Annotated in this window: 11 protein-coding genes; 5 read left to right on the top strand and 6 right to left on the bottom strand. The window is 54.7% G+C overall.

The genetic code is table 11. The features are described 5' to 3' along the window. Positions 1 to 309: 309 nt before the first annotated feature. From choV to ABUK73_RS11345, 3 genes are all read right to left on the bottom strand, one after another. Positions 310 to 1,356 carry a choline ABC transporter ATP-binding protein gene (gene choV / locus ABUK73_RS11355; protein ID WP_113088478.1) on the bottom strand — a complete coding sequence of 349 codons (1,047 nt, stop codon included), beginning with the start codon at positions 1,354 to 1,356 and terminating at the stop codon, positions 310 to 312. Continuing rightward, positions 1,353 to 2,204, bottom strand: coding sequence for a choline ABC transporter permease subunit (choW, locus tag ABUK73_RS11350; RefSeq protein ID WP_353577370.1), 852 nt, complete (start codon positions 2,202 to 2,204; stop codon positions 1,353 to 1,355). The genes choV and choW overlap by 4 nt, the downstream gene beginning before the upstream one ends. A 91-nt stretch (positions 2,205 to 2,295) precedes the next feature. Next, a complete protein-coding gene (locus tag ABUK73_RS11345) occupies positions 2,296 to 3,255 on the bottom strand; it encodes a choline ABC transporter substrate-binding protein (RefSeq protein WP_454892358.1) in 960 nt (319 codons plus the stop codon). Positions 3,256 to 3,485: 230 nt separating this feature from the next. On the opposite strand from ABUK73_RS11345, the gene ABUK73_RS11340 reads away from it, so the two are divergent. The 4 genes from ABUK73_RS11340 (at position 3,486) to ABUK73_RS11325 (ending at position 7,152) form a co-directional block, all read left to right on the top strand. Beyond that, positions 3,486 to 4,067 carry a thymidine kinase gene (locus ABUK73_RS11340; protein ID WP_113088481.1) on the top strand — a complete coding sequence of 194 codons (582 nt, stop codon included), beginning with the start codon at positions 3,486 to 3,488 and terminating at the stop codon, positions 4,065 to 4,067. A 137-nt stretch (positions 4,068 to 4,204) separates the two neighbouring features. Beyond that, positions 4,205 to 4,654, top strand: coding sequence for a pseudoazurin (locus tag ABUK73_RS11335; RefSeq protein ID WP_353577524.1), 450 nt, complete (start codon positions 4,205 to 4,207; stop codon positions 4,652 to 4,654). Positions 4,655 to 4,749: 95 nt separating this feature from the next. Continuing rightward, positions 4,750 to 5,772, top strand: a complete 1,023-nt coding sequence (locus tag ABUK73_RS11330; protein WP_353577369.1) for a hypothetical protein — start codon at positions 4,750 to 4,752, stop codon at positions 5,770 to 5,772. Between the two features lie 225 nt (positions 5,773 to 5,997). Further along, complete coding sequence (locus ABUK73_RS11325; RefSeq protein ID WP_353577368.1) at positions 5,998 to 7,152, top strand: DUF2333 family protein; 1,155 nt, start codon at positions 5,998 to 6,000, stop codon at positions 7,150 to 7,152. A 34-nt stretch (positions 7,153 to 7,186) separates the two neighbouring features. Here ABUK73_RS11325 and ABUK73_RS11320 read toward each other — a convergent pair whose 3' ends face one another. Both ABUK73_RS11320 and ABUK73_RS11315 read right to left on the bottom strand, forming a co-directional pair. Then, positions 7,187 to 7,903, bottom strand: a complete 717-nt coding sequence (locus ABUK73_RS11320) for a helix-turn-helix transcriptional regulator (RefSeq protein ID WP_113088484.1) — start codon at positions 7,901 to 7,903, stop codon at positions 7,187 to 7,189. Between the two features lie 224 nt (positions 7,904 to 8,127). Continuing rightward, a complete protein-coding gene (locus ABUK73_RS11315) occupies positions 8,128 to 8,649 on the bottom strand; it encodes a TIGR00645 family protein (RefSeq protein WP_113088485.1) in 522 nt (173 codons plus the stop codon). 416 nt (positions 8,650 to 9,065) lie between these two features. Here ABUK73_RS11315 and ABUK73_RS11310 point away from each other — a divergent pair, with 416 nt between their 5' ends. Next, on the top strand, positions 9,066 to 11,333 hold the full coding sequence (locus tag ABUK73_RS11310) for a TonB-dependent hemoglobin/transferrin/lactoferrin family receptor (RefSeq protein WP_353577367.1): 2,268 nt from the start codon (positions 9,066 to 9,068) through the stop codon (positions 11,331 to 11,333). Positions 11,334 to 11,387: 54 nt separating this feature from the next. On the opposite strand, the gene ABUK73_RS11305 is transcribed toward ABUK73_RS11310, so the two are convergent. Further along, positions 11,388 to 12,233 (bottom strand): extensin-like domain-containing protein, encoded by an 846-nt coding sequence (locus tag ABUK73_RS11305; protein ID WP_353577366.1) that lies wholly within the window; start codon positions 12,231 to 12,233, stop codon positions 11,388 to 11,390. Positions 12,234 to 12,244 lie beyond the last annotated feature (11 nt).

Genomic DNA, 12,244 nt, shown 5'->3' with positions numbered 1-12,244 from the left:
GTCGAATGTTCTTTCTTTAGAGTTCGTCTCGAATTTCCGTAAACGAATATTCCCGGTTGTGTGGAAATGAAGGTAATTCATTTTCTTTTTGCTAAAATGATTATGTCCGTGAATTATTTTCACTTTTTCCGTCCAAGCTCCTAAATTTCGCACTTCGGCAATTAGCAAGTTGGAATGCAGTCTGACAGATTCTGTCGACTTCGAGCGCTCGCGGACAATTTTTCGTTGTGGTCGATTGCTATTTTTAGGACCGAGGCCGAGGCTGACGGATCGATCTGCGGCGCTGCCGGGCAACGCCGCAGATGAGACTTATCGTCTTCTGTGCCGCGTCAGTCCGCGAACGATATCGTCCGCAGACACGGTGCCTACAACCGCACCATTATCCACGATGCCGATGGCGCCGGGCTGCTTTGCCATGGCGTCGAGAATATCGACCAGCGGAGCGGTTGGTCGCGCCGTACCGGATACGGAAAGACCGGCATTCTGCGCGGTTACGCCCGGCTGCATTACGTCGGCCGCCGTCAGCATGGAAATCGGGTTCATGTTTTGCACGAAGTCCGCGACATACTGGTTGGACGGGGCTTTGACGATTTCCTGCGGTGTGCCGCACTGGATGATGTGGCCGCCATCCATCATGGCAATGCGGTTGCCGATGCGGAACGCTTCGTCCAGATCATGGCTGACGAACAGGATGGTCTTCTTTAACCGGCTTTGGAACTCCAGCAACTCATCCTGAAGGCGGCTGCGGATCAGTGGGTCCAGTGCTGAGAAGGGCTCGTCCATCAACAGAATGGGTGCGCCGGTTGCAAAGGCGCGGGCCAGACCCACACGCTGCTGCATGCCGCCGGAGAGTTCGCCCACCTTGCGGGTGGCCCAATCCGACAGATTGACGAGTTCCAGCTGTTCCGCCACGCGTTTCTTGCGCTCGGCTTCCCGCATGCCGGATAGTTCCAGACCGAAACCGACATTGTCGGCCACATTGCGCCATGGCAGCAATCCAAACTGCTGGAAGACCATGGACACCGTGTGGGTGCGCAAATCCCGCAGCGCCTTGGTCGATGTCTTGTACGGGTCGATATAACCCGATGACGTCTTGACGCTGACATTGCCGCGCACAACGGGTGCAAGACGGTTGACCGCGCGCAGAAGCGTGGATTTGCCCGAGCCGGACAGGCCCATCAGAACGAGGATTTCGCCTTCTTTCACTGTCAGCGAAGCATTGGCCACACCCAGCACAAGGCCGGTCTGCTTGTTTATCTCGGCTCTGGTTCTGCCCGCATCCAGCAGCGGCAGGGCCTGAGAGGGGTTGTCGCCGAAGATGATATCGACATTTTCAAATATGATCGCGTCACTCATGCCTCATCCTCCGAACCGGGCAGGCGGAACAGACGGTCGAGTATGATCGCGACAATCACGATGCAAAGCCCGGCCTCGAAGCCCATGGCGATATTGACGGTGTTGAGCGCACGCACAACAGGCACGCCAAGGCCATTGGCACCGACCAGTGCGGAAATGACGACCATCGACAGCGACAGCATGATGGTCTGGGTCAACCCCGCCATGATCTGCGGTGTGGCGAAAGGAAGTTCCACCTTACGCAGCACCTGACCGGGTGTTGCGCCAAAGGCAACGGCGGCTTCCACCAGCGCAGGCGGGGTGGAAATAATGCCCAGCCGCGTCAGGCGGATTGGCGCGGGTAGGGCGAAGATGACCGTTGCAATCAGTCCCGGCACCATTCCAAGCCCGAAAAGCACAAGCGCTGGAATGAGATAGACGAATGTCGGGATGGTCTGCATGAGGTCGAGCGCGGGGCGCATGAAGGCATAGACCCATTTGCGCCGTGCCGCCAGAATGCCGAGCGGAACGCCGACGATCATGCAAACGGCACTGGCGGCAATGACCAGCGCCAGCGTTTCGGTGGTCGCTTTCCAGTATCCCAGATTGATGATGAGCAGCAATCCGAGTGCTGTGAACAGCGGCATGCCGATGGAGCGGCGCATCCATGCGGAAAGCGCAGTCAGGATGGCAACGATGATGAGCGGATGGGGTGCCTGTAGAACATAGAGAAAAGCGTCGATGACGCTTTCGAAAATGAAGGATAACCAATCAAAGAAAAAAGAAAGATTTCCGGTCAACCAATCGACTGCCTCCTTGGCATATCGACCGATCGGCAAACGATTTTGAGAAGCGCTGAGCCATTCCACGGTAAGAGCAAACCTTTCGTGAACGGAGTCGTGATCGTCTTCCGACCGCGTTTGGGCCGGAAGACGGGTTCAATGCACTGAAATGCGACGGCTAGAGACCAATATTCTTCTTGGCAGCGGCGAGAGCGTCTTCGCTGCCGTCCTTGGTCTTTACGCCTGCAAGCCATGGCTCGATGACGGATGGGTTGGCCTTCAGCCAGTCCGTTGCCGCAGCTTCGCCTTCCATGCCGTCATTGAGGATTTTGCCCATGATTTCATTTTCCATGGGCAGAGTGAACTGCAGGTTTTTCAGGAAGGTGCCGACATTGGCGCATTCCTGCAAATAACCGGCGCGGACATTGGTGTAGATCGTCGCGCCGCCAAGGTTCGGGCCAAAGACGTCATCGCCGCCGGTCAGATAGGTCAGCTTGAAGTTGGAGTTCATCGGGTGGGGTTCCCAGCCGAGGAAGACGATGGGATCACCGGATTTTTCGGCGCGGGCCACCTGTGCCAGCATGCCCTGTTCGGAAGATTCGACCACTTCGAAGCTCTTGAGGCCGAACGTGTCCTTGTCCACCATGCCCAGAATGAGGCGGTTGCCGTCATTGCCGGGCTCGATGCCGTAAATCTTGCCGCCCAGCTTATCGCTATGGGCTGCGATGTCCTTGAAATCCTTGATGCCGAGTTCGGCACCCTTGCTGTTGGTGGCCAGCGTATATTTCGCGCCGGTCAGGTTCTCGCGCACCGTTTCCACGGATTTATCGTCGCGGTAGGCTTTGATATCGCCTTCCATGGTCGGCATCCAGTTGCCGAGGAAAACGTCGATATCCTTGTTTTTCAGGGAGGTGTAGGTCACCGGAACGGAGAGAATTTTGACGTCCGTCTGGTAGCCGAGGCTTTTGAGAATGACGGAAGCGGTTGCCGTGGTGGCTGTGATATCGGTCCAGCCGACATCCGAGAAGCGGACCGTTCCGCAGCTGGCGGGTTCTGCGGCAGAAGCGGCAGTGGTGAAGAGTGCCATTGCAGAAACTGCTGCGGCAAGGGCCAGACAGCGGTGATTTTTTGCAAGCATTGCTTACTCCCTGTTTTTTTAAGTTCCCTAACCATTATCAATATCTTCGCCGCACAATCAACTCATGTGCATTTGCGTGGATTGCGGTGCAGTTTGCGACACTAAGCAGAAAATTGTGCGGTGCACTCAAAATGCGCCGGTCGTGAAAGCTGTGGTTTTTGCCATCTCGCTCTTGCCCTTGGCACGGTCAAGCCTGCAAAAGGCCTGCAACACACGACCCGGAGGACATGATGGCCAAGCTCTATTTCAATTATTCGACAATGAATGCTGGCAAATCCACCATGCTGCTGCAGGCGTCCTATAACTATCAGGAACGCGGCATGCGCACCCTGATTTTTACCGCAGCCTTCGATAATCGTGCCGGTGTCGGCAAGGTGGCCTCGCGCATCGGCCTGTCCTCGGATGCGCTGGTGTTTGACGACGCGACCGACATTTTCTCCGAAGTACAGCGCCTACACGGCGAAGAGCCGGTCGCCTGCGTCTTTATCGATGAGGCCAACTTCCTGTCGGAGCATCACGTCTGGCAACTGGCCAGCATTGCCGACACGCTTGGTATTCCCGTCATGACCTATGGCCTGCGCACCGATTTTCAGGGCAAGCTGTTTCCCGCGTCCAAGGAGCTTCTGGCCATTGCCGACGAGTTGCGGGAAATCCGCACCATCTGCCACTGCGGGCGCAAGGCCTCCATGGTGGCGCGTTTCGATCATGACGGAAAGGTCGTCACGGAAGGCGCGCAAATCGATGTCGGCGGAAATGAAAAATACGTCTCCTACTGCCGTCGCCATTGGATGGAAACCATCAAAGGTCAATAAGGGGCAACGGCTGCTTCTGCCGCTGTCTGCGACAGCTTGGCACATTTGATTTTGGTCAAAGAAGCCAGCGGCCTGACGCTGTAGGACCTGATGCGGAAAGACCGCCATTGCGGTTTCGCTCAGGAGTAAGTCTCATGATGAACAATAACGTCCTTCGCCTTTTGACCGGCGCTGCCGTGGCCGGCTTCTTCACCTTCCCGGCGCTGGCCGCAGACATCGAAATCAAGATGCTGAACAAGGGCTCGGACGGGCAGGCCATGGTGTTTGAGCCTGCGGCGGTCAAAGCCAATGTGGGCGATGTCATAACCTTCGTACCGGTGGACAAGGGTCATGATGCCGCTGCCGTCAAAGGCCTCATTCCCGATGGCGTGGAAGAATACAAAGGCAAGATGAATGAGCCTTTGAAGGTGACCGTGGAAAAAGAGGGCGCCTATGTCTTCAAATGCACCCCGCATGTCGGCATGGGCATGGTGGCGCTGGTCGTGGTGGGTGAGGCACCCGCCAATCTAGAAGCGGTGAAAACCGGCAAGCTGCCGAAAAAGGCGCGTGACAAGCTGGACGCCGAGATCGCCAAGCTCAATCTTTAAAAGCGCCTGTTTTTCCACTCCCGCATTGAGAAAAGGCTGCGCATATTTATATGAGCGGCCTTTTTGCCGATCAGCGATTCGGGAGACAATCCTTCATGGCACGATTGCCGTCTTTTGACAGTCAAATCGAAACGGCGAAAGCCGATGCGCAAAAGGTGCAGGAGCTGTCTTCGCAGCTTGCCGCATCCATTGCCGTGCTGCCCGATACCGCGTCAGAAGCGGCTTTTGAGACGGAAACCGCGCAACTGGCAGAGCTTCGAAGCGCTAAGACCTCACTCGAGGCTGAGCTTCTGACATTGATCAAAGGCTTTGCAGCACGAACCGACGCCGCTTATGCGGATTTCGATAGGGTGGATGAGGTCACGCGCCGCGAGAAGATCACCGCATTTTTCACACGGCGCGCTGCAGGTTCATTCAAAGCCGTTCGCCTGAAGAAGCTGGCAATCGCGGAGCGGCTGAAAGTCATTCTGCTGGAAGCCGCCGCCGTTCACGCTGTACTTCAGACCCGCAAGGATAATGCCGCCCCCTTGGTGTCCGCCTGCGAGCCGAAGCTGGAGGCCAGCATGGAAGCGCGCCGCAAGGTAGTGTCATCCATGGATGACGCCCGCCAGCGTGATAGGGCACTCGCTGCTTCGCTTGCTACCTTGCAGCGGAAGATTACCGATGCGAGCGATGAGAGCCGACTGAGCCAGTTGAAGGCGGATGAGGCGGAAGCAACCACGCAGCGCGATGTCGTGTTGGCGGAGCGCAAAAAGCTGGGGCAGCAACATGACATTCTCGACCGTCAGGCCATTCTCTTTGGCGATCTCATCGACCTGCTGAATGACGAGATTTCGCTCCACACCCTGCTGCTCAATGCGCTGAACATCGAGGCTGAACGCTGCCTTCAGCTTTACGATGCGGTTTTCGGCTCGCTGGAGCCACTTCTGGCCGAGGCCGAGCCGCGTCGAGCCATTGCTCACGGTGAAGAAACACCGTTGCCACTCAGCGCATTCCGGGAATTGCTGCTGCTGCATACGCAGGGTGCCGTGACCATGCAGGACATCGAAAAACGCAAGAAACGAGTCGATGAGGCGCTTCTGCGGCGCGGCGAGCGACCTGCTGCAAACGGTGTCTGACGAAACCCCTGCGGGAAAAACATCACCCCCTCCGTTGTATCGCGCAACACGGCACCATATGTGAGTGACAGCCGATCCCGCATCTCGGGTGGCAATGTTGGTCGCACTGGAGCGTCGCGTGTCGTTTGGATACGCAATAGCCGCTCCGGCTTGGTGAAGTCAGGCATCGTGCTTTTCGAAAATCTCTCAGGATTTTCAGGCCGATGCGCTCAGGAGAGTTGAACGATGCTCGATCCGGTAATCGCGTTTTTCAAGCGCATTTTCGCAGCGCTTGGAAGAGGTGCCTCTCTCGTGATCGCATGGCTGCTCTGGCCCTTCCGCGCCGCCCACGGTTGGTATGGAAACCGCAACGGCGTCATCAAGATACCCATTGCGGCAGCGTTGGTCTTCCTCGTCGGGCTTTATGGCTATTTCGTTTGGCAAACGCAGGTCTGGACAAATTTCAATCCTGACTACGTCAACACTTACAAATTCTCAGAGCGCACCTTGGGTGCAGGCCAGGAACTGCCAGCGCAGACACCGGCAGCGACATCCACGCAGGCCACGCCCGCCGTTGCCGCTGCCAAAAGCTGTCAGAGCTCAGCCATTGTCGATGTTGCCGCTGGCCTGATCGATTTCAATGTCGACCAGAACGCCTGGATATCGTCCATGCTGCTCTACCGGCTTGGGCTGTTCGGCATGGATTGGGACAATACGCCGTTTCTGGATAACAAGGCGTCCTTCCAGCGTGGCGTCAATCAGGCCGTGCGCCGCACCTCCGTGGAGCTGGTCGATTCGCTCGGTCGCGTTCGTGGCACGTCCGGTGTCGATAACAACTTGCAAAGCGCCCGTGGCAATCTGCAGTTCGACGAATATTCCTGGTATTTCGGCCTGAACCCATTTGGCCCCAAAACCCCAAGCCCCAGCTATTATCGTTCAGCGGCTGAAAGCCTGCGCAAGTTCAACACCAGCCTGTCGCAGTGCAACTCCGTTTTCGATGGCCGCGCCGACAACCTCATTCAGTTTGTCGATCGTATCGCCAACGACATCGGCGGCACCTCGGCCATTCTTCGTGAGCGCTCGGAAAACTACAATGGCGGCTGGTTCGATACGCGTGCCGACGACCGTTTCTGGTTCGCTTATGGCCAGCTCTATGGCTACTACGGCATTCTCTCTGCCGCCGGTGCGGATTTCTCGCAGGTCATTCGCGAGCGTAACCTGACCAGCCTATGGAACGACACGCTGTTGCAGACACGCGCAGCACTTCGCATCCAGCCCTTCGTTATCTCCAATGGTGATGAGAGCGGATGGATCATGCCATCGCATCTGGCGACAATGGGCTTTTATGTGCTGAGAGTTCGCTCGAACCTTGTCGAACTGCGATCCGTGCTGGATCGGTAATCTTGCCTCGGCTGGCGCTTCGTTGAGCGAAGCGTCAGCTGATCAGCTTCAGACGAATGGACTTGGCCACCAGCTGTGTGCGGTTGACGCAATCGAGCTTGCGGATCGCATTGTTCAGATAGGCATTGATCGTGTGGTCCGAGAGCGACAGAATCTGGCCGATCTCTGCGGATGTCTTGCCCTGCGATGTCCAGCGAATGACTTCGAGTTCGCGCTTGGTCAGCGCCCGTGGCGTGACCATCTCCGCCCGGCGCATGCGCTCATAGACATCGAAAGCGTGTAGGGCGATCATGCCGAGTTCGTTGAGTATAACCTGGGATGGATGATCGCAATGACCATCGAACCGCATCACATGCCTGTCGCCATTCAGCGAGTTGGTGGGAATGAGCAGCCCGTTGTGAATGCCGAACTGTTTTAGCACGGTGACGATGGAGTCCATGCCAGTCTGTTCCGCATCGAGTTCTTTCAAAGACCACCGTTGCGGCATCAGCGAATGTTCGAACTTCGGCAGAAGGGGACAATGGCGCATCAGGCGCATCTGGTCGAATTCGCGAATGAAGCGGATCGGCAATGTCGTTTCCACCAGCGTGGATGACAAAAGGTCTTCCTCTGGCCGAGGAAGCCGCATCAGGCTGACATGCGCGTAGCCAAACTCTTTCGCAACGCCCTGCAACACATGCAGCCACCGAGGACGGCTTTCTGCTGCCGAAATGTCCTTACTCAGTAGCGACTGCCGTTCGAGTGTGATCATGAGCGTTTTCGTTCGAGAAACGTTGATATGTTAACGGTAACAAATATACGAATTGTCTTGAAAATCCACTTTTAATTTCAGGCGTGGTTCCTGTTTTATAACTTTGGCTTTAACTGTTTTAATTCAAATGCTTGTGAAGGTAACCCGTCACCGCGACTTTTGGACAGTTTTTTACTTGGGCATGCGCGGCAGGCAATTTTGCCGATACCGCGATGGAATCAGCCTTAGATATCGGAGGTATCCGCCGCAGCCTTCGGCTTTGCCATCAGCTTCTCCAGAAAGCCCAGCATGACGGCAGAAACGACGAAGGCCAGATGGATAATGGTGAACCACATCAGCTGGCTATCGCTGTATTGGCTGGCATTAAGGAAGATTTGCAGCAGGTGAATGGACGAGATGGCGACAATGGACGACGCCACCTTGATCTTAAGGCTGCCGGAATCGAGCTTGCCCAAAAACGAAACCTTGTCCTCTCCCTCATCGAACCGGCTAACGAAATTCTCGTAACCGGAAATCATAACCATAACGATCAAACTCGCCACCAGTGCGGCATCGATCAGTGCCAACATGGCCAAAATCATCTCAGCATCTGTATAAACGAAGACGTTTTCGGCGATTTTCAAGAATTTGAACCCGAAGGACAATGCATAAACCGCCAGTGCCGCAACAAGACCAAGATAAAACACCACCAGAAGCCAACGGCTGGACAGGATGATTCTCTCTACGAGCAACTCAAGGGATTTCATGGCGTTTTCCGGATCAATATGGCCGCGATTTTTTAACGTTTCGGGGTTGATCTAGTCGGTGCAGCCTGATGCTTCAAGTGCTTGGCCCGACCTTTTCCCTGCGAATTAATAGATTAGAAAAATACGATTTTCGTCAGCCCGTAACCCGCGCGAGAGCGGTCGTTCTATGTGACGATGACTATGTTGTTGCAATGCAGCATTTGGGCCGAATTCGGCCTGTCACATTTCAGCAACATATGGGGTCACTGCAAAATATGAATGATAGAATCATGTTTTATTAGTTGACAGAGAAACTCATGTTTCTTAATTCTCGGCTCACGGTGGGACCGTAAAAATTCAGGGCAGTTATCGAGCCATATCGCGACGGCAACGCAAGTTGCCGCCCGCTTTCGTGCGCTCGAATTCAGGGGGTAATGATGACTATTGGGCGTTCCAAATCCGCTTTGCTTGTCTGCACGGCAATGACGCTTCTTACAGCGAATTCAGTGGCATACGCGCAGGACGCAGCGGCGCAATCCAGTGGGACAACTTTGCTTGAAACGATTACGGTCAAGGGCAAACGGGTAAAAGCTGGTAACAGTGCCGCAAATGCAGCAGCAGATACGCCGCTAGCAAGCACCACGACAGCGGAAGACATCCTAAAGAAGGAAATCAATGGTATCAGTGATCTTGGTAAAACTGAGCCTGGCGTAGATTACTCTCAAACAAAACCTGGACGTCCAGGCGGATTGTTTATTCGCGGCCTTGGAGGTCCAAGGATTGTCACACTTATTGACGGTATTCCAGTCCCGTATTTCGATAACTTTGCTCGTTCGGGAACATCCTCCCCTACAACAAGCATGGGCGACAGTGCAAATAGCTATGATTTCTCGTCGCTTTCGACAGTAAATGTCGTTCGTGGAGCGGACTCCAGTCGCATTGGTGCTGGTGCTCTCGGTGGCGCACTTGTCTTGCGTACATTGGAGCCAGAGGACCTTATTGAGGATGGAAAAGACTGGGGTGGGGTCGCGAAAACAACGTATGACGGCGAGGACAGGGGAGCTGGGGGCTCAATCGCCATCGCTAAGAAAATTGAAAACACGTCTGTGCTCTTTCAGGGTGCTTATAAAAAGGGAAACGAGCGAGACAACCAAGGTACAGCCAATATCCTCGGTATAAATCGGACTGATGCCAATCCATCTGACTACAAGCAGTACAATGTTCTGTTTAAAGTTCGCCAAGATTTGGAAGGTGGTCATCGTATTGGTATGACGGCGGAGCGTTTCAACCTCGATAACACAACTGATTTGAAGACGCTCCAAGGCACTGCAGCACCTACACCTTACACACCGGGTAATTACTGGGGATTTGATGATACCCGACGCGACCGCGTTTCGCTGGATTATAGCTATGAAGCAATATCGACCGACTCCATCATAGATTCAGCAAATATCAGTGCCTATTGGCAGAGATTGCAAAAAAATGTCGGTTCGTACGGCACGCGAAACACTCCAGCAACCGCTTATTCGCGTGACAATGAACAGGAAGAACGCTCATTTGGCATCACCGGTGACGCGCTTTCGGCATTCGATGTCGGTACGTTTAGTCACCAAGTGCGGTTCGGCGGCGCCGTGCAAATTTCGAAAACTGAGCAGCTACTCTCAGGCGTTCCCGCTGGCGGGACAATCAATTACTCCGATATGCCGAATGTTGATGGTCGACGTGTTGGGTTATATGTAGATGACCGTATCGGGTTCGGTCAAAGTGGCTTTGCATTGACGCCAGGTATTCGTTTTGATTGGTATGATTACGATCCCAAGCCCTCCGCCGAATTTAGTCGTAATACTGGTTTTGGCACATTTGGTCTGCCTGAAGGACAGGATGGATTCCGTTTATCCCCAAAGCTTCTTGCTACTTATCAGTTGACACCCGAAGTTGAGTTGTTCGGCCAATGGTCTATGTCGTATCGCCCGCCGACGATTAGTGAACTTTACATTGATTTTAGCAATCCTACACAAGGCTACGCCAATATAGGTAATCCAAATTTGAAGCCAGAAACGGGAAATGGCTTTGAGATAGGTGCAAATTACGAAAGTAAAGATCTGTCTGGAAAGCTAACGCTTTTTCACAATGTATATGACAATTACATTGATGTAAGCCGTGACACTGTTGCGGGTTATCCAAACGGTTACTGGACTTGGCACAACCGCGAAAAGGTTGAGATTTCCGGCGCTGAAGTTAAAGCTCGTCAGAATTTCGCTAATGGTTTCTTCTTGCACGGTTCCATCGCCTACGCTTATGGCAAAGATAAAAAGACAGGCGAATTCCTGCGCTCTGTTGCGCCGTTTAAATCCATCCTCGGTGTAGGCTATGACCAAGAGCAGTGGGGTCTGGATTTAACCACCATTCTTTCTGCGGGAATGCGGAAAAACGGAAGTGTTTACGATGCGAGATCGAATAGCAATTACGATGCCTTCGATGCTCCCGGTTACGGTATCTTCAACCTCACTGGATGGTGGGAGCCGGAGCAGGTGAAAGGGCTTCGCATTCAAGCTGGCATCTATAACATATTTGACAAAACCTACTATAATGCCGTCGCCTTGCGTGACCTAAGTGTTGGCGCGTCGAATACGGCAAACCAGCCTGTCGCATTCTACTCCGAACCCGGCCGTACCTTCAAAATTTCTCTCACCCAGAAGTTTTGATCCACGAACTGGAATGACAAAAAAAGCGGGGCGCAAGCTCCGCCTTTTCGCATGTCACCGACAATACAAATACCCACCCTTCCTCTCCAGCACATCCAGATGCAGATGGTCCTGGTGGGTGGCGTCGCTGCCGGGGGAGAGGACTGTGCGGAAGAAGAGGCAGGCGGCGGTGGTGATCGTGCGTTGGAAAGCGCCTTCCATGGTGCCGTCTTCGGTGCGCGGCTTCATGACCAGTGGTTCGCCCTTGTCGAAGGTGAGTGTGGCGATATCGACTGCGCTGCCTTTCGCGTGTTCGGAAATCTTGCCGGTTTCGGCGCTGTTGCGGTTGCGGCAGACATAGGTTGAGGCGTTGCCGAAGGCGGTGACGTTTTTGTCGGGCAGGGCGATTTTGGCGGTCGGCACGACCACATTCTTGGCCCAGTGCGCCAGCGCAAGAGCTGCTTCACAGCGCATCGTGCCCTCCGGCTCCAGCTTGATGCCGGGAATGACGGTGGTGAGTTCGAGAGGTGAGGCGATGCCGCAGCCTTCTTCCTCGCCCGGGATTGGTGGGAGTTCTTTGAACTCTGCGCCCAGTTTCTTCAGCTCTGTAAGGCAGGCTTTCAGCTCTTCCGGGTTTTCCGCCTTCACGGGCTCCCGTGGCGGCTCCTCGGGTTTCTTTTCTTCTTCTTTCTTCGGCTCATCCGGCTTTGTGGCCGGTTCCGGCTTTTCCTCCGGCTTGGGCACGGTGTTTTCAGCGGGGGGCTGGGTCGGTTGCTCGTCCTTTTTCTTTTCCTCAGGCGCAGGTGTAGGCGCGGCATCCTCCTGCTGCGGTTTGGGCTGGGGAACGGGAACATCCTGTGGCGGTTGGGCGGCGGCGATCAGCAGCGTGCTGGCTGCGAGGATGATAAGACGTTGAAGCATGAGACCGGTTG

It is taken from the genome of Agrobacterium vacciniicorymbosi (genome assembly GCF_040427045.1).
In the GTDB taxonomy this organism is placed as follows: Bacteria; Pseudomonadota; Alphaproteobacteria; order Rhizobiales; family Rhizobiaceae; genus Agrobacterium.
The sequence above is the reverse complement of the archived record's forward strand: the minus strand, read 5'-3'. Positions and strand labels throughout refer to the sequence as shown.